This is a genomic window from Pseudomonas sp. UBA6562 (assembly GCF_002434265.1).
In the GTDB taxonomy this organism is placed as follows: Bacteria; Pseudomonadota; Gammaproteobacteria; order Pseudomonadales; family Pseudomonadaceae; genus Aquipseudomonas.
The window spans coordinates 205,318-226,381 of record NZ_DJJS01000007.1 but is presented as its reverse complement, the minus strand read 5'-3'; the positions used below and the strand labels follow the sequence as shown (position 1 = coordinate 226,381).

At 64.0% G+C, this 21,064-nt stretch carries 22 protein-coding genes; 6 read left to right on the top strand and 16 right to left on the bottom strand.

The genetic code is table 11. The features are described from left to right. Positions 1 to 41 precede the first annotated feature (41 nt). The 3 genes from B4M43_RS13245 (at position 42) to B4M43_RS13235 (ending at position 3,275) form a co-directional block, all read left to right on the top strand. Entirely contained in the window at positions 42 to 1,061 is a 1,020-nt protein-coding gene (locus B4M43_RS13245) for a branched-chain amino acid aminotransferase (RefSeq protein ID WP_296267775.1), read from the top strand. Between the two features lie 161 nt (positions 1,062 to 1,222). Beyond that, positions 1,223 to 1,903, top strand: a complete 681-nt coding sequence (locus B4M43_RS13240; RefSeq protein ID WP_296267773.1) for a response regulator transcription factor — start codon at positions 1,223 to 1,225, stop codon at positions 1,901 to 1,903. Next, on the top strand, positions 1,881 to 3,275 hold the full coding sequence (locus B4M43_RS13235; RefSeq protein ID WP_296267772.1) for a sensor histidine kinase: 1,395 nt from the start codon (positions 1,881 to 1,883) through the stop codon (positions 3,273 to 3,275). Before B4M43_RS13240 ends, B4M43_RS13235 begins: the two co-directional genes overlap by 23 nt. 101 nt (positions 3,276 to 3,376) lie before the next feature. Here B4M43_RS13235 and B4M43_RS13230 read toward each other — a convergent pair whose 3' ends face one another. The 8 genes from B4M43_RS13230 to B4M43_RS13195 form a co-directional block, all read right to left on the bottom strand. Further along, on the bottom strand, positions 3,377 to 5,314 hold the full coding sequence (locus tag B4M43_RS13230; RefSeq protein ID WP_296267770.1) for a response regulator: 1,938 nt from the start codon (positions 5,312 to 5,314) through the stop codon (positions 3,377 to 3,379). Next, on the bottom strand, positions 5,304 to 6,179 hold the full coding sequence (locus tag B4M43_RS13225) for a sensor histidine kinase (RefSeq protein WP_296267768.1): 876 nt from the start codon (positions 6,177 to 6,179) through the stop codon (positions 5,304 to 5,306). Before B4M43_RS13225 ends, B4M43_RS13230 begins: the two co-directional genes overlap by 11 nt. Further along, on the bottom strand, positions 6,172 to 7,185 hold the full coding sequence (locus tag B4M43_RS13220; protein WP_296268397.1) for an ATP-binding protein: 1,014 nt from the start codon (positions 7,183 to 7,185) through the stop codon (positions 6,172 to 6,174). Before B4M43_RS13220 ends, B4M43_RS13225 begins: the two co-directional genes overlap by 8 nt. After that, on the bottom strand, positions 7,182 to 7,586 hold the full coding sequence (locus tag B4M43_RS13215; RefSeq protein WP_296267766.1) for an anti-sigma regulatory factor: 405 nt from the start codon (positions 7,584 to 7,586) through the stop codon (positions 7,182 to 7,184). The genes B4M43_RS13220 and B4M43_RS13215 overlap by 4 nt, the downstream gene beginning before the upstream one ends. Next, a complete protein-coding gene (locus B4M43_RS13210) occupies positions 7,583 to 7,945 on the bottom strand; it encodes an STAS domain-containing protein (protein WP_296267764.1) in 363 nt (120 codons plus the stop codon). The genes B4M43_RS13215 and B4M43_RS13210 overlap by 4 nt, the downstream gene beginning before the upstream one ends. 3 nt (positions 7,946 to 7,948) lie before the next feature. After that, entirely contained in the window at positions 7,949 to 8,791 is an 843-nt protein-coding gene (locus B4M43_RS13205; protein WP_296267762.1) for an STAS domain-containing protein, read from the bottom strand. A gap of 370 nt (positions 8,792 to 9,161) precedes the next feature. After that, a complete protein-coding gene (locus B4M43_RS13200; RefSeq protein ID WP_296267760.1) occupies positions 9,162 to 11,576 on the bottom strand; it encodes a TonB-dependent receptor in 2,415 nt (804 codons plus the stop codon). 100 nt (positions 11,577 to 11,676) lie between these two features. Beyond that, positions 11,677 to 12,438, bottom strand: a complete 762-nt coding sequence (locus tag B4M43_RS13195) for a hypothetical protein (RefSeq protein WP_296267758.1) — start codon at positions 12,436 to 12,438, stop codon at positions 11,677 to 11,679. Positions 12,439 to 12,645: 207 nt separating this feature from the next. Between B4M43_RS13195 and treS the strand changes: the two genes are divergently transcribed. Then, the gene (gene treS / locus B4M43_RS13190) at positions 12,646 to 14,712 is read left to right on the top strand and encodes a maltose alpha-D-glucosyltransferase (RefSeq protein ID WP_296267756.1); all 2,067 of its coding nucleotides are present in this window, start codon (positions 12,646 to 12,648) and stop codon (positions 14,710 to 14,712) included. A 340-nt stretch (positions 14,713 to 15,052) separates the two neighbouring features. Here treS and B4M43_RS13185 read toward each other — a convergent pair whose 3' ends face one another. The 4 genes from B4M43_RS13185 to B4M43_RS13170 all read right to left on the bottom strand — a co-directional run bounded on the left by B4M43_RS13185 (position 15,053) and on the right by B4M43_RS13170 (position 17,249). Then, positions 15,053 to 15,937 carry an alpha/beta fold hydrolase gene (locus B4M43_RS13185; protein WP_296267754.1) on the bottom strand — a complete coding sequence of 295 codons (885 nt, stop codon included), beginning with the start codon at positions 15,935 to 15,937 and terminating at the stop codon, positions 15,053 to 15,055. A 19-nt stretch (positions 15,938 to 15,956) separates the two neighbouring features. Beyond that, positions 15,957 to 16,577 (bottom strand): LysE family translocator, encoded by a 621-nt coding sequence (locus B4M43_RS13180; protein WP_296267752.1) that lies wholly within the window; start codon positions 16,575 to 16,577, stop codon positions 15,957 to 15,959. A gap of 109 nt (positions 16,578 to 16,686) precedes the next feature. Beyond that, on the bottom strand, positions 16,687 to 16,878 hold the full coding sequence (locus B4M43_RS13175; RefSeq protein WP_296267750.1) for a helix-turn-helix transcriptional regulator: 192 nt from the start codon (positions 16,876 to 16,878) through the stop codon (positions 16,687 to 16,689). Further along, positions 16,875 to 17,249, bottom strand: coding sequence for a hypothetical protein (locus B4M43_RS13170; RefSeq protein ID WP_296267748.1), 375 nt, complete (start codon positions 17,247 to 17,249; stop codon positions 16,875 to 16,877). Before B4M43_RS13170 ends, B4M43_RS13175 begins: the two co-directional genes overlap by 4 nt. A 131-nt stretch (positions 17,250 to 17,380) precedes the next feature. Between B4M43_RS13170 and B4M43_RS13165 the strand changes: the two genes are divergently transcribed. Together B4M43_RS13165 and B4M43_RS13160 are read left to right on the top strand one after the other, a co-directional pair. Further along, positions 17,381 to 17,878, top strand: coding sequence for a GNAT family N-acetyltransferase (locus tag B4M43_RS13165; RefSeq protein WP_296267746.1), 498 nt, complete (start codon positions 17,381 to 17,383; stop codon positions 17,876 to 17,878). A gap of 30 nt (positions 17,879 to 17,908) precedes the next feature. After that, on the top strand, positions 17,909 to 18,856 hold the full coding sequence (locus B4M43_RS13160) for a 5'-nucleotidase (protein ID WP_296267745.1): 948 nt from the start codon (positions 17,909 to 17,911) through the stop codon (positions 18,854 to 18,856). A gap of 228 nt (positions 18,857 to 19,084) precedes the next feature. On the opposite strand, the gene B4M43_RS13155 is transcribed toward B4M43_RS13160, so the two are convergent. The 4 genes from B4M43_RS13155 to B4M43_RS13140 form a co-directional block, all read right to left on the bottom strand. Beyond that, positions 19,085 to 19,327: an Imm32 family immunity protein gene (locus B4M43_RS13155; RefSeq protein WP_296267742.1), complete on the bottom strand. Its 243-nt coding sequence runs from the start codon at positions 19,325 to 19,327 to the stop codon at positions 19,085 to 19,087. Positions 19,328 to 19,362: 35 nt separating this feature from the next. Beyond that, positions 19,363 to 19,749, bottom strand: coding sequence for a hypothetical protein (locus tag B4M43_RS13150; protein ID WP_296267740.1), 387 nt, complete (start codon positions 19,747 to 19,749; stop codon positions 19,363 to 19,365). Positions 19,750 to 19,902: 153 nt separating this feature from the next. Beyond that, positions 19,903 to 20,268 (bottom strand): hypothetical protein, encoded by a 366-nt coding sequence (locus B4M43_RS13145; RefSeq protein WP_296267738.1) that lies wholly within the window; start codon positions 20,266 to 20,268, stop codon positions 19,903 to 19,905. 155 nt (positions 20,269 to 20,423) lie between these two features. Continuing rightward, a complete protein-coding gene (locus B4M43_RS13140) occupies positions 20,424 to 20,933 on the bottom strand; it encodes an acyloxyacyl hydrolase (RefSeq protein WP_296267736.1) in 510 nt (169 codons plus the stop codon). Positions 20,934 to 21,064: the final 131 nt, after the last annotated feature.

Here is a 21,064-nt window from a genome sequence, read left to right as displayed (position 1 = left end):
GTGTGCGCATCAACAGCACGGACAAGACAATCGAGGGTGTCATGAGCAACGAAAGCATTAACTGGGACAAGCTGGGCTTTGACTACATCAAGACCGACAAGCGCTACCTGTCCGTGTGGCGCAACGGCGAGTGGGACAACGGCACCCTGACCGACGACAACGTCCTGCACATCAGCGAAGGCTCCACCGCCCTGCACTACGGCCAGCAGTGCTTCGAAGGCCTCAAGGCCTACCGCTGCAAGGACGGTTCGATCAACCTGTTCCGCCCCGACCAGAACGCCGCACGCATGGCCCGCAGCTGCGCCCGCTTGTTGATGCCGCAGGTGCCGGCCGAGGTGTTCATCGACGCCTGCAAGCAGGTGGTCAAGGCCAACGAAAAATTCGTGCCGCCGCACGGCAAAGGCGCGCTGTACCTGCGCCCCTTCGTCATCGGCACCGGTGACAACATCGGCGTGCGCACCGCGCCCGAGTTCATCTTCTCGGTCTTCGCCATTCCAGTGGGTTCGTACTTCAAAGGTGGCATGAAGCCGCACAACTTCCAGATCTCCAGCTTCGACCGCGCCGCCCCGCAAGGCACCGGTGCGGCCAAGGTCGGTGGCAACTACGCCGCCAGCCTGCAGCCGGGCGCCGAAGCGAAGAAGGCCAACTTCGCCGACGCCATCTACCTCGACCCGCTGACCCACACCAAAATCGAGGAAGTCGGCTCGGCGAACTTCTTCGGCATCACCGCCAACGACGAATTCGTCACGCCCAAGTCGGCCTCGGTGCTGCCGGGCATCACCCGCCTCTCGCTGATGGAGCTGGCCGCTTCGCGTCTGGGCTTGAAAGTGGTCGAGGGCGATGTCGAGATCGACGCGCTGGACCGCTTCATCGAAGCGGGCGCCTGCGGTACCGCTGCGGTGATCACGCCCATTGGCGGCATTGAGTACAACGGCAAGCTGCACGTCTTCCATGACCTGGAAAAAGTCGGCCCGGTCACCCAGAAGCTCTATGCCGAACTGACCGGCATCCAGAGCGGTGACGTCGAAGCGCCGGCCGGCTGGATCGTCAAGGTCGACTGACTTTTCCGGCTTGCAGCGCGGGGTGCGCCCGCCGCGACCTACCGGGTGTAGGCGCCGGCGGTCGCACCCCGCGCGCATTTGCGGCAGATGAATTTTTCTTAAATCGGCCAACGGCTATTCTTTGGCACAATCCGGACTCAACCCGCTGCCCAGGTATAAGCATGCCCCGCGTACTGACCATCGAAGATGACGCCGTCACCGCCCAGGAAATCGTCGCCGAGCTGACCAGCCATGGCCTCGAGGTGGACTGGGCGGACAATGGTCGCGAGGGGTTGTCCAAGGCCATCGGCGGCGGCTACGACCTGATCACCCTCGACCGCATGCTGCCCGAGGTCGACGGCCTGACCATCGTCACCACCCTGCGCAACCTCAAGATCGCCACGCCGATCCTGATGATCAGCGCGCTGTCGGACGTCGACGAACGTGTCCGTGGCCTGCGCGCCGGTGGCGACGACTACCTGACCAAGCCGTTCGCCTCCGACGAGATGGCCGCGCGCGTGGAAGTGCTGTTGCGCCGCAACAGCGTGCCGGTGACCCAGACCCGCCTGCAGGTCTGCGACCTGGAGCTCGACCTGATCAGCCACGAAGCCCGGCGCGGCGCACACACCCTCAACCTGCTGCCCACCGAGTACAAGCTGCTCGAATACCTGATGCGCCACGCCGGCCAGGTGATCACGCGGATGATGATCTTCGAGGAAGTCTGGGGCTACCATTTCGATCCGGGCACCAACCTGATCGACGTGCACATCGGCCGCCTGCGCAAGAAGATCGACTCGCCCGGCCAGACGCCGCTGATCCGCACCGTACGGGGCTCGGGCTATGCCATTGCCGAACCCGTCTAAGGGCTGGAGTTCGTCCACCAGCCGTCTGCTAGCGCTGTACAGCTTCCTGTTCGTCGCCTGGAGCAGCATCCTCATGGGGGTGTTGTACTTCGAGGTGTCGAGCTACCTGAACAAGCTCACCCGCCACTCCATGCTGCAACGCCAGCACCTGTTCGCGCACATGAGCGGCAAGCAGCTCGACGACGCCCTGGTCGCGAGCGAAGCGTTCGAGCAGCGTGCCTTCGATGCCTACGGGCTGTTCGACGCCAAGCTCAATCCGCTGGGTGGGCGCGTTCGTGCGTTCCCGCCGGGCTTGGCGCTCGACGGCACCATCCACGAGCTCAAGCAGTGCCTGGACGTGGGCAACCCGCATTTGCCGCAGGACAGCTGCGATGCCGTCGCCATCCAGATCAAGGATGGACGCTGGCTGGTGCTGCTGCGCGACAACGGCTCGTTGTTCGTGGTCACGCGGATCATTCTCGATGCCTTGCTATGGGGCATTTCCCTGACCCTGATTCCGGGTTTCGCCGGCTGGTACTGGTTGCGCCGGCGCCCGCTCAAGCGTATCCGTGCGGTGCAGGCCAGTGCCGAGCTGATCGTCGCGGGCGATCTGACCCATCGTTTGCCGTTGTCGTCGCGGCGCGACGAACTGGACATGCTGGCGGCCATCGTCAACGCCATGCTCGACCGCATCGAGCGGCTGATGCATGAGGTCAAGGGCGTGTGCGACAACATCGCCCACGACCTGCGCACGCCACTGACCCGGCTGCGCGCCCAGCTGTACCGCATCCGCCAGCAAAGCGGCGAGCACGATCCGCTGGCCGAGGCCCTGGACCAAGCCATCGGCGAAACCGACACGCTGATGGCGCGCTTCCGTGGGCTGCTGCGCATCAGCGAACTGGAAGACCGCCGTCGCCGTGCCGGTTTCCTCGAACTCGACCCCCATGGCTTGTTGCTGGAACTGCACGATTTCTACCTGCCACTGGCCGAAGACGGGGCCATTCGCTTGAGCCTGCAGCAGCCGCCGCAGTTGCCACCGCTCAATGGCGACCGCGAGCTGCTGTTCGAGGCGCTGGCCAACCTGGTGGGCAATGCCATCAAGTTCACCCCGCAAGGCGGCCAGGTGCGCATCGTCGCCAGTACCGAGGACAAAGCGCTGCGGGTGGCGGTGGAAGACAGCGGGCCAGGCATTCCCATCGATGAGCGCCAGGCCGTGCTCAAGCGCTTTTACCGCAGCGAGGAAGGCCATCGCCATGCGGGGTTCGGGTTGGGGCTGTCGATCGTAGCGGCCATCGTCGACCTGCATGGATATGAGCTGGAGATCGGGGAAAGCGATCTGGGCGGTGCCAAGTTGGTCTTGAAGTGTCCGGCTCAGGGCGCGCGGTCGGCCTGAAGCCCTGGAGAGATCCAAACTGGAATGCCGGTCATCGCAAAGGGTCGGGGGCCGAACCGGCCGCTCCCACAGCACCCTAACCAACGGCCCCCAGCCGGTCGTCAACCCAAGGCCTGACGCACCTTCTCCAGCAGATCCGCAATGTGGAACGGCTTGGTCAGCATGTCCATGTCTTCCCCCAGAAACGCCTGTTTGTCCAAGGCTGTCTCGGCATAGCCAGTCATGAGCAACGCCGGCAAGCCGGGGCGGTAGGTGCGCGCCATGTCCACCAGTTCACGGCCGCTCATCGCCGGCAGGCCGACATCGCTGAGCAGCAGATCGACGCTGGCGTCGTGACGAATGCAATCGAGGGCCTGTTCCACGGAGTCGGCCTGGCTGCAGCGGTAGCCGGCATCGAGCAACACTTCGACCACCGACACACGCACCGACGCCATGTCTTCCACCACCAGCACATGCTCGCCCTTGCCCGGTTGTTCCAGCCGCGGCGGTGGCGTGGCGATGTCCGCAGCCTCGCCGCTGGCGGGCAGCATCAGCGTCACTTCGGTGCCGTGCCCCACGCCGCTGCGCAGCAGCACGTTGCCGCCGGACTGGCGGGCAAAGCCGTAGATGGTCGACAGGCCCAGCCCGGTACCCTGCCCCAGCGGCTTGGTGGTGAAGAACGGGTCGAAGACCTTGTCGAGCACGGCCGGCTCGATGCCGGCACCGTCGTCGCGCACCGTCAGCGAGACGTACGGCCCATCCTTGAGGTTGGGGTCGCCGCTGGACCACACCGGCGAGGTCGTGACTTCGATGGTGCCGCCTTTGGGCAAGGCGTCCCGGGCATTGATGATCAGGTTGAGCACGGCACTTTCCAACTGCACCGGGTCCACCGACGCGATGGCCGGGCGGTTCGACAGCGACAGCACCAGGCGGATGCGCTCGCCGATGGTGCGGGTCAGCAGGTCTTGCAGCGACAACACGTTACGGTTGACGTCCACCGGGCGCGTGTCCAGCGGCTGCTGACGCGCGAACGCGAGCAGGCGGTGGGTCAGCGAGGCAGCGCTCATGGCCGAGCTCAACGCGGCGTCGGCGTAGGTCGGGATGCGCTCCAGACGGCCCTCGCCGATGCGCTTACGCATCAGCTCCAAGCTGGTGATGATGCCAGTCAGCAAGTTGTTGAAGTCGTGGGCGATGCCCCCGGTCAGGCGGCCCAGGCCGTCCATCTTCTGCATCTGCAGCAGCTGCGCTTCGGTGCGCGCGCGTTCGGCCACTTCTTTGGCCAATTGGCTGTTGGCATCGTCCAGGCGCGCCAGGTGCGAACGTTCGCGATGGCGGTGCTCGGTGACGTCCTCGACGAACACCAGGCACAGGCCCGGCGAGCGGTACGGCGACAACTGCCATTCGGTTTCGCGCAACTGGCCGTGCTGGTTCATGCCCAGCATGCCACGCCAGCGCGCACCTTCGGCCAAGTGCAGACGCAGCGCCTGCAACACCGCGTCCTGGCCTTCGGCGAAGCACTCGCGCAGGTAGCCGGGGGTGCGGTTGTCCTGCATCAGGGTGGCGAAGGCGTGGTTGCACTCGTGCACCTTGAGCTCGGCGTCGAGCACGGCGATCGGCGCCGAAACGTTGTTGAAGATTTCGCGGAAGCGCGCCTCGCTTTCGCGCAGGGCACGTTCGGTATCGCGCACCCGCAGCAAGGTGCGCAGGGTCGCCAGCAGCACGTCCGGATCGACCGGATGAATCAGGTAGGCGTCGGCGCCGTTGTCCAGGCCGGTGATGATGTCGCCGGTCTGGATCGCCGCCGCCGAGACGTGGATGATCGGCAACAGCGCGGTACGGCTGTCCTGGCGCAGCCGCCGCACCACGTCGAAGCCGCTCATGTCCGGCAGGTTGACGTCGAGGATCAACGCATCGACCGCCGTTTCGCCCAGTAGGGCCAGACCTTCGCCGCCAGTGCCGGCCTCGAGCACTTCGAAGCCGTGCATGGCCAGGCGCCGACGCAGGGCGTAGCGGGTCACCAGGTTGTCGTCGACGATCAGCAGGCGTTCGTCATTGCGCATCGGCACGCTCCCGGGTCAGCGCCAGGGGAATCACCACGTAGAACGTCGAGCCCTGGCTCGGCTCGCTGAGCACACCGACCTCGCCGCCCAGCAGTTCAGCGAAGCGCTTGCACAGCGACAAACCAAGGCCCGTGCCGCGCAGGCGCTTTTGCAGCGGCGAGTCGACCTGGCTGAAGTCTTCGAACAAGGCACCGAGCAGTTCCGGGGCGATGCCGATGCCCGTGTCGCTGACGGCGAAGCGCACACGGTCTTCGCCCAGCAGCTGCGCCGACACGCGCACTTCGCCACGGGTGGTGAACTTCAAGGCGTTGGAGATGAAGTTGCGCAGGATCTGCGTGAGTTTCTTGTCGTCGGTGTAGAGCCGTGGCAAACCTTGGGACTCTTCGAAGATCAGGTCCACGGAGCTGCTGTCGACGATGGGGCGGAACATGCCGCGCAAGGCCGAGAACAGGTCGAGCATGTCGAACCAGCCCGGCGAGATGGTGATGCGTCCGGCCTCGATCTTGGCCAGGTCCAGCAGGTCGTCGACCATATCCGACAGTTCGCGGGTGGCGGCGCTGACGAAGGCCACCTGCTTGTGCTGCTCGCTCGAGAGCGGGCCGTCCAGTTCGTCGGCCAGCAGCCCTGTGATGCTGAGGATCGACCCCAAGGGCGTGCGGAACTCGTGGCTCATGTAGGCCAGAAAGCGGCTCTTGAGCTCCGAGGCCTGGCGCAGTTGCTCGGCCTGGTTGTCCAGCTCGGCATACAGCGCCAGTACGCCCTGGTTGGTCTCGTCCAGCTCGGCGCGCAGGGCCAGGGTCTCGGCCTGCAATCGTGTGATCAGCGCCGCCTGCTGGGCAGCGTCGAGGGGGGTCGAATCAGGCATGGCTGAGTTCCAGGTCGATGACCAGCACCGTCACGTCGTCGCGGCCGCGACAGAAGTCGCGATGCAGCACGGCAGCGATCACTGCCGGATGACGATGGACCAGGCCAGGGTAGTGGTTCAGGTTCCAGCGCGACTGCAAGCCGTCGCTGTAGAGGATCAGCAAGTGACCCTCGATCTCGGATTGCTCGAACACCTGCGCCTTGCGGTACTGCCCGCCGACGATGCCGGGCATCGAAGCCAGCCCGCGGCTGCCGTCGCCCTTGACCAGGGTAGCGCCGATGTTGCCGACGCCCAGGTAGCGCAACTTGTGTTCGCCGGCATCGTATTGGGCCATGCCCACGGCGCCACCGCGGCTGCCGCACATGGCCGCATGCATACGCTCGAGGACATGTTGCGGCGCCTCGAACGGCGCTTGGCCGAACGCCTGCGCGCCAGCCTGGGCGGCGCGTTCGGCTTCCTCGCCATGGCCGAGGCCGTCGATCACCAGCGCGTGCAGACCGCCTTCGCGCAGGGCCACTTGCCAGGTGTCGCCACAGGCCGGATCGTCATGCAACGAATGCTGGCTGACGCCAATGCGCAGGTCGTCGTCGACGCCGTCTCCCGCATACAAACGCGCGAGCACCACCGAGCCATGGCTGTCGGTATGCACGTCGAACACCTGGGCACCGCGCCCTACGCTGCCCAGCCCGATACCTTGGGTGCCGCTCGAGGAGAAGCCGTCGGTCATGCAGTGCACGGGATCGAAACCTTGGCCATGGTCGATGCTGAGCAGCTCCACGCCCGCCCTGCCCCGCGCGCTCACCAAGCGGCGCAGGTGCAGCACGCCCTGCCCGGCGTGCTTGAGCAGGTTGCTCGCCAGTTCGGTGGCCACCAGGGCCACACGGCCCGCGTCGCTTTCGTCGAAACCCAGCGTCTGCGCCAGTTTCTGCGCGGTGCGACGGGCATGGCCGACCTGGCTGGGATCGTCGATGGCCAGCACCGTGGTGAGGCTGGCGGTAAGCGTCATATCCATCGTGTGATCGTGATCCGTGTGCCTTCCCCAGGAGCGGTGTCCAGCTCGAACTCGTCGACCAGGCGGCGTGCGCCGGTCAGCCCCAGGCCCATGCCGCTGCCCGAGGTCCAGCCATCGGTGAGGGCCAGGCGTGTGTCGGCGATGCCCGGACCTTCGTCGCGGAACAGCATGCTCAACCCCACGCGGCCCATGCGGTCGAGCACCGACCAGTCCATGTCGCCGCCGCCGCCATAGACCACGGTGTTGCGTGCCAGCTCGCTGACGGCCGTGACCAGCTTGGTCAGGTCGACCAGGCGCATGCCATGGTCGGCCGCCAGCTTGCGTACGAACTGGCGCGCCAGCACCACGTCCTGCTCGATACGCACCGGCAGGCTACCGCTTTGCAGGACGTTCATCGCTGCGCCACCCGTTGCCGCAGGATCTGCATGCCGCGCTCGACGTTGAGCGCGGTGCTCACACCCGGCAGGGTCAGGCCCAGCTCGACCAAGGTGATGGCCACGGCCGGTTGCATGCCGACCAGCATGGTCTGCGCGTCCATGATCCGCGACAGACCGGAGATGCTGGCGATCATGCGGCCAATGAAGGAGTCGACCATGTCCAGTGCGGAAATGTCGATCAGTACGCCGCGCGCCGAAGTGCGGCTGATGCGCTCGGTGAGGTCTTCCTGCAGGTTCAGTGCGAGTTGGTCATGCATGTCCACCTGAATGGTGACCAACAGAAACTCGCCCATCTGCAGGATCGGAATACGCTCCATGCCTCAACCCCGCTGGTCTGCGCCGGCGTCCAGGCGCTTGATCGCCAGCTTCAGCGCGTCGGCCAGGTTGGCTTTGGTGGTGATGGTGCTCAGGTCGAGGCCCAGGTGGACGATGGTCTGGGCGATTTGTGGACGGATGCCGCTGATGATGCAGTCGGCGCCCATCAGGCGGATGGCGGTGACGGTCTTGAGCAGGTGCTGGGCGACCAGGGTGTCGACGGTGGGCACGCCGGTGATGTCGATGATGGCGATTTCCGAGCCGGTGTCGACGATGCGTTGCAACAGCGATTCCATCACCGTCTGGCTGCGTTGCGAATCGAGGGTGCCGATCAGCGGCAGCGCAAGGACGCCGTCCCACAGCTTGACCACCGGGGTGGACAGTTCGAGCAGTTCGTCCTGCTGGCGGCGGATCACCGCTTCACGGGTGGTCTGGTACGCGCGTACGGTGTGCATGCCCAGGCCGTCGAGCAGCTCGGAGACCACCAGCAGCTGTTCGGCCAGCACCGCAGGCTGGTCGCGGTAGTGCTGTTGCAGGAGCTGGAACAGCGGGCCTTTGAGGGCAAAGATGAAGAACGCGGTCTGGTGCGAATCGTGGCCGAGTTGCGCGCGCGAGGCGGACAGTTTTTCCAGGAAGCGACGCAGCTCCTCGGAGCCGGCGCCTGTCACGGTGCCGTCTTTCAAGCTTGCCAGCAGCAGGTTGAGGAAGCCACTGGTCTGCTGGCGCAGCTCCTGTTCCTTGAGGTTGCGCGTGGCGCCATTGGCTTCGAGGCTGGCGATCCACCCATCCAGTAGTTGGCTCTGATTGTTGTTGATCGCGTCCAACGTACTGCCCTGCAATGCTGCCATGTGCCGTGTGCTCCAAAAGGGAAGAAAGCCGAAATGGCCGGCCTGCTGTGACTGACCGTGGCGGGCCTGAATAGTTTGTGTCGGATACGTGAGAAGATTGCATTGTGCTATCGCGCCAGGACGGCAATTCCCAACCTATCGGCAGGCCGATGCCTTAGCTTGAGGCCGGACCGGCCGCGGCGCGCGCGGAGTGTGCAGCGTTCCGATGCGCCTGCCAAGAGGAGGTCGGCGCGTAAAGCAAAGTAGAGGGCCAAAGGCCCATGGGCGCCATGAACACGGCGCCGGAAAGTTGGCGATCAAGGGCTTGGTGGCGATGAGTGGGGATGAAGGAACGCCGGCCTGGATCGGCCAATCCAGGCCGGCGCTTGCCTTAGAACGCTACGGTCGTGGACAGCAGCCAGGTGCGTGGCGAAGACAGTGTCAAGCCGGCCTCGCTGTCGTCCGAGGCCCCTGCCGAAGCCCAGTAGCGGTCGTTGAGCACGTTCTCGACATTGGCGCGCAGGGTCACGTCGCGCCCTTCGACCTTGAAGGCGTAGCGCGCGCCCAGGTCGAAGCGTTCCCAACCGTCGATCTGCTTGACGTTGGACTGGTCCAGGTACTGCGAGCTGGAGTGGATGCCACGCGCGGTCAGGGTCAGGCCGCTCAGTTGCGGCACGTCCCACTCGGCGCCCAGGTTGACGTTGTAGCGCGGCGTCGCCGGCGCACGGTTGCCGTCGAATTGCCCGTCGAGGGTGTCGCGCAGTTCGCTGTGGATGTACATCACCCCACCCAGCAAGCGCACGCCTTCGAGCGGCTCACCGAACAGGTTCAACTCAAGGCCGGTGTTCTCGCGTTTGCCGTTGGGGCCGAACACACGGGTGCCGGCATTGGTTTCATAGGCCGGCTGCTTGATGCGGAAGGCACTGGCGGTTACGGCGTAACGGCCGAAATCGTACTTGGCGCCGACCTCTACCTGGCGACTGATGAACGGCGGGAAGATTTCGTCTTCGTTGATCGACGTGCTGGGGGCGATCTTGCCTTGGCTCAGGCCTTCCATGTAGTTGGCATACAGCGACAACTGCTCGGTGGCCTTGAACACCACACCGGCCGAAGGCGACAGCTTTTCTTCGTCGTAGGCGGTGTCGCCCTTGACGCCGTTGCTCCAGTCGTCGACTTGCACGCGTTGCCAGCGCGCGCCCAGGGTCAGCAACAGACGGTCGTCGAAAAAGCCCAGCGTGTCGGACAGTGCGACGCCGGTGAAACGGTTTTCCGTGTAGACCTTGTCGTCCAGCCGTGTAGGCCGGCCTGGGGTGGGCGTCGGCACCGGATCGTAGAGGTTGCTGGGCGCTGCGGCGTAGCGCCCGCCGCCGTTTTCGAAGTCCATGTAGAAATAGCTGGCGGCCAGGTTCAGCTCATGGCTGACCGGCCCGGTGTGGAACCAGTTGCGCAAGCCGGCCAGGCCCGTGCGCACGTTCTCGTCACGGGTGAAGTCGCGCGGCTGCACGCTGAAGTCGCCGGCATCGTTGGACACCGGCACGTTGTGGCGCAGGAAGTCGTGGTCGCTTTTGCGCGCCCCGACCGCACCATAGGCCAGCAGCGAGTCGTTGATATCGTATTCGGCGTTGAGCATGCCGAAGGTGTCGTCGGTGCGGGCCTTGCTCCAGGGTTGCGCGTAGTTGTCGCGGACCTTGCCGGCATCGGGCACCTTGGCCCGCGCGCCGACGATCACCCGCTCCTGCGGTGCGTCGGTGTCGCGCTCGGTGTGGCCCATGTCGGCCGACAGACGCAGGCGCTCGCCACGAAAGTCCAGGCCGAGCACGGCCATCTGCCGGTCGACGCTCTGGTGGTCCCAGGGCGTGTCGCCCGATTGCTTGACGCCATTGAAGCGCACGCCGAACTGATCGCCCTCGCCGAAACGCCGCGCGACGTCCACCGCGCCGCCCAGCTGGCTGTCGGAGGCGTAGCTGGCGGTAAACGCGGTCAACGGGTCATCACCGGCATGCTTGGGCACGACGTTGATGCCGCCGCCGACGCTGCCGCGCGGGGAAATGCCGTTGATCAGCTGGCTGGGGCCTTTGATGATATCGACGCGGTCGGCCATTTCCATGTCGATGCTGTAGGTCGGCAAGATGCCGTACAAGCCGCCATAGGACACGTCGCTGTTGAACAGGCTGAGGCCGCGGACGGTGAACTGCTCGAAGCGCCCACCCGCCGGGTTGGTGACCCGCACCGAAGGGTCGCTGGCGACCATGTCGCCCAGGGTGCGCGCTTGCTGGGCCTGGATGCCTTCGCTGCTGTAGCTGGTCATGCTGAAGGGCGTGTCCATGAAGTCGCGTGCGCCCAGCAGGCCCTGGGAACCGCGGCGGGTGACCTGACCGCCGGCGTAGCGTTCGGCGTCCACCGCGCCACTGTTCTGCGCGCTCTGGATGGTGGTCGGGGCGATCTCCAGCACCTCGGCCGAGCCAGGGCTGGGCACCAGGGTATAGCTGTCGGTGCCCACCGCTTGCAGTTGCAGGCCGCTGCCTTGCAGCAGGCGGGCGAAACCTTCCTGCACGCTGTAGCGGCCCGACAGCGCGGGGCTTTGCCGACCGGCCACCAGGGCCGGCTCCAGCGCCAGGCTGACACCGGCCTGCCCGGCGAAACGGGTCAATGCGGCGCCCAAACTGCCCGCCGGAATCTGGAAACTACGTGGGGTGGTTTCGGCCAAAGCCTGCGCGGGCATGGCGCCCCACCCCAGAACCAGACACAAGGTGGGCGCGGATATCGAAGACGCCAGGCGCGGGCGGTGGCGTGGAAATGCGGGCATGGTACGGCTCTCGTAGGGCTCATTTGCCCTAGATGACAGCCCGGGCTGAAAAAGGGGACAGGCAGCCGCGACTATTTTCACCCAGTCGGCCGACCGACGCTCAGCGCTCGGTCGATCCGTGCCCATGCTTGGCCTTGACCGCCAACGCGCGGTGCTGCAGCAGGCAGATATAGCCCAGGCCCAGCAAGGTCAGCAGCAGCCAGGCCAGCGCCACGATCAGCTCGGTGGCATAACGCGCCACGCTGGCCTGAATCCCGGCGAACGATTCGAATACCCTGATCCGCGCTTCGCCGCCGTCATGGCTGATGCGCACCCCGGCCTGGGCAATCTGCGAGTAGTCGCCGTCGAAATAGATCCACACCCGGGCCTGGGCCTCGGCGCCGATGGCAGGGATTTCCACCGTGCTGGTCGCGGTTTCCAGCAGGTTGTCGTTGCCCGCCTCGTCGCGCACCTGCACCAGCCCTTTGACCGGCAGGCGGATGCGCACGTTGCGGATCGGCGCTTCGCCGGTGTTGCGCAAGGTGATGAACAGGCCTGTGCGGTGGTCCACCAAGCCGGCCTCGAACGGTTTGGCGAACAGCGTACGATACGGCGCCTGGGCCAGGTCGACGAACTTGTCGAGCTGATCGTGGCTGAGCGCCGCGCCGGCGATGCTGCGGGCATGGTCGTACAGCTGCTCGTACTTGAGCGCATCGTTGGTCTGGCTGATGCGCTCGCTGAACTGGCTGGGATAGGTCAGGGACTGGTAGGTCAGCTCGGCTTCGAGCCGCGGATCGTGCCTGAACACCAGGTACAGCGCAGCCGCGCAGACCAGCGCGACCAAGACGCCCGCAAGGGACTTACCGACTTTTTCCCAGTTCAACCTGGTGGTTCCTTGTGTCTTAGCATGGATGTGGCGTGGTCGATGGCACCCGGCTTGCGTGCCAAGGCGCGAGCAAGCGTGCCAACTTCGGTGGGCCGGTGCAACACGCGCGTGCGCGATCGGCCGACTGGCGATCCCGGACGAACGTACCGCGCGCGGCATCGTCATACACACATACCCAGGAACTGCGCACAAAGAGGACGCCCGATGTCGCACCCCGACCCGTCGTATGTGAAATGGCTCGAAGACCAGTCGATGCTCAAAGCCTCCCAGGACCGAGCACGGCTCTATTCCGGCCAATCGCGCCTGTGGCTCAACCCCTTCGCCGAGGCCCAGCCGCGCCGCGCCACGCAAATCGCTTCGGTGTGGCTGACGGTCTACCCCGACGCCATCATCGCCCCGGAGGGGTGTTCGGTGCTGGGCGCGCTCGGCCATGAGGCGCTGTGGAAGCGCCTGTCCGACATGGGCGTGCAAGGCATCCACACCGGCCCGATCAAGCAGTCCGGTGGCGTGCGCGAACGCGGCTTCACGCCCAGCGTGGACGGCAACTTCGACCGCATCAGCTTCGACATCGACCCGCTCTACGGCACCGAGCAGGAACTGGTGCAGATGAGCCGCCTGGCCGCCGCGCACAACGCCGTGACCATCGACGACCTGATCCCTTCCCACACCGGCAAGGGCGCCGACTTCCGCCTGGCCGAGATGGGCCATGGCGCCTATCCGGGGCTCTACCACATGGTCGAGATCCGCGAAGAAGACTGGAACCTGCTGCCCGACGTACCGGCGGGCCGCGACGCGGTGAATCTGCTGCCGGCGCAGTGCGACGAACTCAAGGCGCGCCACTACATCGTCGGCCAGTTGCAGCGGGTGATCTTCTTCGAGCCCGGCGTCAAGGAAACCGACTGGAGCGCCACCCCACCCGTCACCGGCGTGGATGGCGTGACCCGCCGCTGGGTCTACCTGCACTACTTCAAGGAAGGCCAACCGTCGCTGAACTGGCTCGACCCGAGCTTCACTGCCCAGCAGATGATCATCGGCGATGCCCTGCACGCGCTCGACTGCCTGGGCGCGCGCGGCCTGCGCCTGGACGCCAACGGCTTCCTCGGCGTGGAAACCCGCGCCGAAGGCACCGCCTGGTCGGAAAGCCACCCGCTGTCGCTGGTGGGCAACCAGATCATTGGCGGCATGATCCGTAAAGCCGGCGGTTTCAGCTTCCAGGAACTGAACCTGACCCTGGACGACATCGCCGGGATGTCCAAAGGCGGCGCCGACCTGTCCTACGACTTCATCACCCGCCCGGCCTACCAGCATGCGCTGTTGACCGGCGACACCGAGTTCCTGCGCTTGATGTTCAAAGAGATGCAGGCCTTCGAGATCGACCCTGCCTCGCTCATCCATGCGCTGCAGAACCACGACGAGCTGACGGTGGAGCTGGTGCACTTCTGGACCCTGCACGCCCACGACATGTACCACTACAAGGGCCAGACGCTGCCCGGCAGCATCTTGCGCGAGCACATTCGCGAAGAGATCTACGAGCGCCTGTCGGGCGAGCATGCGCCGTACAACCTGCGCTTCGTCACCAACGGCATCTCCTGCACCACGGCCAGCCTGATCACCGCAGCGTTGGGCATCCGCGATCTGGCCGACATCAGCGAAGCCGACATCGAGCAGATCCAGAAGGTGCACCTGCTGCTGGTCATGTACAACGCGATGCAACCGGGCGTGGTGGCGCTGTCGGGTTGGGACATGGTGGGCGCCCTGCCGCTGCCGGCCGAAGCAGTGGCCGAGCGTATGCTGGACGGCGATACACGCTGGATCCATCGCGGCGGCTACGATCTGGCCGGGCTGGCACCCGAAAACGAGACGTCGGTACGCGGCATGCCGCGCGCGCGCGCGCTGTATGGCAGCCTCGATGCCCAGCTGGAACGCGGCGACTCCTTCGCCTGCAAGGTGAAGAAGCTGCTGGCCGTGCGCCAGGCCTACGGCATCGCCACCGCTCGACAGATCCTGGTGCCCGACGTCATCAGCCCTGGGCTGCTGGTGATGGTGCACGAACTGCCGGCCGGACGCGGCATCCAGATCAGTGCGCTGAACTTCGGCCAGACGGTGATCGCCGAAGAACTGCAACTGACCGGCTTCACCCCAGGCCCAGTGGTGGACATGATCAACGAAACGGTAGAAGGCGATTTGACCGAGGACGGGCGCTTGATGATCAATCTCGACCCTTATGAAGCGCTGTGCCTGCGCATCGTCAACAGCAGCGGCCATGTGTGATGGCCGTTGGTCGGGAGCTTTGACCGATCCATTGGAATGACCCGCTATCCAGGCAGTCATTTATCTAGAGAGGACCGCAAAGCAAAGGAGCTTTCTATGAACCTGGCGATGACCCTTTTTAGCTTGATGAGTGCTTGGGCAGTGGTAGCGTTGGCGTTCTTGTGGGGGGTGCTGCGCGTTGCGCGTCGTCACCATGGGGAAGCGAGCGTACGGCCTAAACCGATGCGTCACCATAAGCTGGTATTGAGCAATGTGGCCGCCTGAGGGCGGCCATGGTGTGGCCTGAAGGGTTCGGGCTGCTTTCGAGAAATGCGACTGCCCACCCCTTCAGGCTGCTGCGTCAGCTTAGTGGGGCTGCGTTTAAAAAAGCGATCACCCGTTCTGCCGCCAGACCGGGTTCTTCCTGCATGAAACAGTGACCTCCCGATACCTGTCGTTGGGTAACCATTCGGTTGGAAGACGCTGCTGCCCGCGCCGACGGCCCTACGAATGGGTAGCTGCCCTTCCCATGCAGGATCAGCGTCGGAACCGCGATCCGCTTTAGACTCGGCCACAAGTGCTTAGGCATGGAGCTGAATATTTCCGCCTCCCGCGCAGGTCGGCACCTGAGTTGAACCCCTTCCGGGCATGCCATCAACGCATGCTCCAAATAGGCCTCCAACGCCTGCGGCGTCCATCCCTTGAAGATCCCCCTTCCCTGCAAAGCCGCTCGGGCGGTCTGCCGGTCCGGCCACTGGCTGCGCCGGCCCGCCGCCTTGCGCGCCAGGCCATGGCGCCTGTGCAAGCCCAACCGGCGCGCCACCCAGAACGTTGCGATCATGCGCCTGCTGAAAAGGACTGGGTCGAGCAACACCGCCCGTTCGAACAGCGCCGGACGCTGCGCCAGGACCAGGGCCGTGAGCACCCCGCCAAAACTGTGCCCCAGCGCATAGCGCGGCACCTGGCCATAGACTGCGCGACCGGCTTCGAAAGCCTCGAGCGCCAATTCCGCGCTGCGGTTCCAGCCGCAGAACGCACCGCCGTGGTCACTCTCGCCATGCCCCTGCACGTCGCTGAGCCATAGGTCGAAGCGCTCGCTCAGTGTGAGCAGCATGGGTCGATAGACCAAGGCGCAAAAACCGTTGCCGTGCAGCACATGCAACAGTGGCTTGCCGCTGGGCGGCGAGCGCCAGCCCCGTAAGGTGAAGCCTTCGACAGTGGGGTAAGACCAGGGGATCAGGTGCATCGTCGACTCGCTACCGCTGTCAGGAGAACGTCGATTCTACGAACAGCAGCGGGTACAGGGAAATCACCAGGAGCAAGGCCATCAGGACATTGAACAGCATCAACCAGCGCGGATTGCGCAGCAGGTTACGCAAGGCGCTGCCGAACATGATCCAGATCCCGACACTGGGCAGGTTCACCAGCGCGAAGACCAGGCCGATCACCAGGACGTTGTACAGATAGCCCTGGGCCGGAGCGTAGGTGGTGATGGCACCCACTGCCATGACCCAGGCCTTGGGGTTGACCCACTGAAACGCCGCCGCACCCAGAAAGGTCAGCGGTTTGCGCTCACCGTCAGTGCCTTCGGCCATCGGGCCTGAAGTGGCGATTTTCCAGGCCAGATACAGCAAGTACGCAGCGCCGGCATAACGCAGCAGGGTGTAGAGCATCGGCCAGGTTTCGAACACCTTGCCCAGCCCCAGCCCTACTGCGATCACCATCACCATGAAGCCGATGCTCACGCCCAGCGCATGGGGCACGCTGCGGCGCACGCCGAAATTCACGCCCGAGGCGAGCAGCATGGTGTTGTTGGGGCCTGGGGTGATGGAGGAGACGAAAGCGAAAAGCACGAAGGCGCTGAGCAGATCGTAGGAACCGAGCATGGTCTGGTGTCCGAATAGGGTGGCAAGGCCGATCTAAAGTAGCGAAAGGCCGGCTAGGGCAGACATGTACAGTTACGGTATATTTTACCAATACACCTGACTGTATCGCTCAATTCGGCTGGAAGATCGCCTCGATCGGCTGCTCGAACAGTCGCGCCAAGCTGAAAGCCAAAGGCAGGCTAGGGTCGTAACGTCCGGTCTCGATGGCATTGACGGTTTGCCGCGACACGCCCAGGCGCGTCGCCAGCTCCGCTTGCGACCACCCCTGTGCGGCGCGCAGCTCGCGCACACGGTTGTTCATCGGTAGCGCCTGACGCCGAACACCGTACCCAACGCCCACAGTGTGCCCATCAGCGGCCAGACCATGAACATCGACAAACGCGGCAAACCTGCCGTTTCCAGGAATCCATAACTGAACGTGATCAGCACCGTGGCCACGAACGCCATGCCCAAGGCTTCGAGCTGGATGCGCCGGTGCAGCTCGTCGAGGCTGCGCAGTTGGCGGATCACCACCCAGGCCATGGCGACCATCGCCGGAACCGGTGTCAGGGCCACCGCAGCCTTGGTCAAAGGCGCCGACAACAGCGGCAGGTAATGGCTGCTGACCAGCACGGCCAGGGCATACAGCGCCATGGTCAGCGCGAACGCTGGGGCAAAACGGGTGAGCGACATAGCTGCGACCTCCATGTAAAGGAGGCTTTACATTGCAAGCACCACCCCGAGGATGTCAAGCAGACTTTACATTGCTTTAGTGGGTGTTCCTGCGGCTAGAATACGCACCCCGCTACCAAGGAAGCCCTGCCATGTCTCTCTCCATCCGCCCTGCCCAGCGCAACGACGCAGCGCAGATCCTCGCCTTCATCACTGAGCTGGCCGAGTACGAGCGCGCCCGGCATGAAGTCATCGCCTGCACCGCCGACATCGAGCGCAGCCTGTTCGACGCACCCGGCAGCGTCAGCAGCCTGATCTGCGAGCGCGACGGCGTGGCCATCGGCTTTGCTGTGTACTTCACCAGCTATTCCACCTGGCTGGGCCGGCATGGCCTCTACCTAGAAGACCTGTACATCACCCCCGAGCAGCGCGGCGGCGGTGCCGGTCGGGCGTTGCTGCAACATATTGCCCGCGAAGCGGTGCGCACCGGCTGCGGTCGTCTGGAGTGGAGCGTGCTGGACTGGAACGCCCCCGCCATCGGTTTCTACGAAGCGGTGGGCGCCCAGGCCCAAGACGAGTGGATCAAGTACCGGCTCGAAGGCGAGCGGCTGCAGCACTTCGCCGAAGGCCGGATGACTCAGGACCGCTGATCACCCCATTCGTTGCTCAGGAGGCAGGCCATGCCCTTCCCCATCGATGACAAGCTGGTAGTGGGCGTTGCCTCCAGTGCCCTGTTCGACCTCACTGAATCGGACCACATCTACGAAAGTGAAGGCGTCGAGGCCTATCGCTCACATCACGAGCGCAACATCGACCAGCCCTTCGCCCGCGGCGTGGCTTTTCCCTTCATCCGGCGCTTCCTGCGCATCAACCAGGCCTTTCCCGAGCAACTGCCGGTGGAAGTGGTGCTGCTGTCGCGCAATTCGCCGGAAACCGGCCTGCGGGTGTTTCGCTCCATCGAGCACTACGGGCTGGACATCAGCCGCGCGGCGTTCATGTCGGGTCGCTCGCCGTATGAGTATATTCCCGCCTTCAACGCCTCCCTGTTTCTCAGCGCCAACGAAAGCGATGTGCAGCGGGCCATCGATGCCGACTACCCGGCCGGGTTGGTGCTGCCGAGCAAGGTCTACGACGACGAGATCGACAACGAACTGCGGGTGGCCTTCGACTTCGACGGCGTGATCGCCGACGACGAAGCCGAAAGCGTCTACAAGCAGGCACTGGACCTGAATGCCTTCCAGGCCTATGAATCGACCCGCAAGGCGATCCCGCACCGGCCTGGGCCGCTGGCTGATCTGTTTCGCAAACTGTCGTCGATTCGCACCTTGGAAGATCGGAGGCTGGCCGAGTGCCCCGACTACCAACGCATTCTGCGCATCGCCATCGTCACGGCGCGCAATGCGCCGTCCCACGAGCGGGTAGTCACCACGCTCAAGGACTGGGGCGTGTCGCCGGACGAATCGTTCTTCCTTGGGGGGATGGAAAAACGGCGGGTCTTGTCGATCCTTAAGCCGCACATGTTCTTCGACGACCAGCGCAGCCACTTGGACTCGGCCGCCAGGGACCTGCCCATGGTGCATGTGCCCTTTGGTATAGCCAACCGGGCATTGCCGTTAGCGCAGGGTTGAGCCTTCCGCAGCGCTAGGCGCTGGGCGCCACTGTGGTCAGATCGCGAATCTGAAAGGCCCGAACCGCCCAAGGGTGAGGTTGATACGTCCTAAAAATAAGGGAGACATCGACCGCGGCGTCCGTGACTGGCCCGTAGACCATGAAAGCTGAAGGCACAGCGCATGAGAGCAAAATGCTATAGCTGTCCTGAGATGGCAGTAGCGCTGTAGGGCGTTCAGCACAGCCGATCAGGAAGACGTTTCAATGTCGACCGTCATTAAAACCACATCCGCCGACTCGGATTTCCAACTTGGCCAGTGGTCTCTGAAATGAACATGATCTGAAGTGTTTTCAATCACGCCCTCTTTTTCATCGGCCACGTGATTGAAGAATGCTGCCAGGGCACGCAACTCTCCGGCACTTGCAACAATCGAGGCTTCCGACAGCTCTAAGAGTTCAGCATGCTCACGCCCATATCCATATATTTTCATGGGATCACTCCGCAGTCGTCAGGACATTTCGCACACTACTGTGTCGGTTCTCGATGTTCGCGTCCGACGGCGGCAGCCAGTTGCTCCAAGGTATCGAAGTGCTCGGCACCCTCCAGCGAAGGCGAACCTGCGTCTACCAGCCACAGCCCGGAATCGGCCAGGCGGTCGACCAGAATCAGGCGCCCACCCGAGTCGTCGCCTACGGCAATCTGTCGCGGAAAATACTGGGCGACTTCGAACGTGTGGTTACGCTCCTGGACATCGTCGATCGCGTAGACCACAACCTGGTCCACGAGCCATGCACCGGCATGTTGCCGCCAAAAATCCATTAGCCAAGTATCCGAAGGCAAGCCCAGCTCGGCACAGACCGCTTGTAGGGTGGTGGTGGGCAAAGGGCTGGACGGTGTGTCGGCATCAGCCATGGCGAGGTCTCCGGAGTATGGCAGGGACAGGGAGTATCGAAGGTGAGGCGCGAGGCGTCGTTGTGAATCGGGGTACCGTAAAGATCAAAGCCCCGGCAGATGAATGACCGGGGCTTGGGCCGTGCAACTAACGCATTGCAACGGACGCAGTGATTATCGATCGGTCAGTTGCCGACTGTTGTACCAATACAGGTACGCCAAGCCCAACGGCGCGATGAAAATCGCCAGGAACCAGCACATCAACATGGTGATGAACTTCACGAACAGCATCAGCAATGCGTTCACGAAGAACACATTGTTGCCCATGATGAAGCCGATGATGCGCTCATAGACGAAACGCGAGTAAGGATAGAGCAAGGCACAGGCGATGGCCATGACGATGCTGCCTGCGCTGATTCCGCTCGGCGCGTTGGCCTTCAAGTAGATGAAGAACGCGGCGAACAATACGCCAAAGAAGAGCTGCCGCGCATAGTAGCTAGGGGTCAGGCCACCAAAAGTCATCGCAAGAACTTGCCGCATAAGATCCATCTCGAACGTGGGAAAGGCCGCATTTTATCCTGAGTGCCCTCGCTCAGGACAAGCGGGCAATAGCACGGCGTTCGAAATGCAGCCGCCCTGCGCTGCGCCCACGACGAAAAAAGCCCGCATGCGCGGGCTCGTTTCGTAGGGTTCGATCAGATCGGATGGCTGTAGAACAGCGCGTAGGATTCGATGCCGTCGTTGGGTTGTTTGATGCTGGCGTTGGAATAATGCGTGGCACGGATGCCCACGCGCTGGTTGTCGCCAAACTTCAGGCCCGCACCGATACGGTCTTCGAAGTTGAAGGCGCTACCGAATTCCTGGTCGCCGGCCGAAGTACCCGAGAACACCGCCACACCGATGCCTGCCTCGATGAAAGGCTTGATGTCGCCATTGCCGAACTCGTAGACGAACACGGGCGCGAACGACAGCGAGTGCGTGCCGCCTGCAGCTTTGCCGGCTTCCCAATAGGTGTAGCCTGCGTCCCAGTAGCCGGTCAGACGGCCAACGTCGGACTCCAGCCACGACTTGTCCCAAGCGAAGCCCACGCCTACGCGAGCAGTGAGGCCACCTTGGCTAGTGGCACCAATAGCACCTGACAATTCGGTCGCCTGAGCAGAGACGGCAAAGAGAGAAAGCACCGCAGCGGCGATGACTGTTTTCATGATCACGGTTTTCCTGAGTTATTACTTAGCAAGCTATCTGAGCACAGTGATATCACACTGGTCGGTCAATGCAAGTAGATGCTCGAAGCGTTGGAAAATTCGTGATCAGGTTAACGGCTATCCGGCCATTT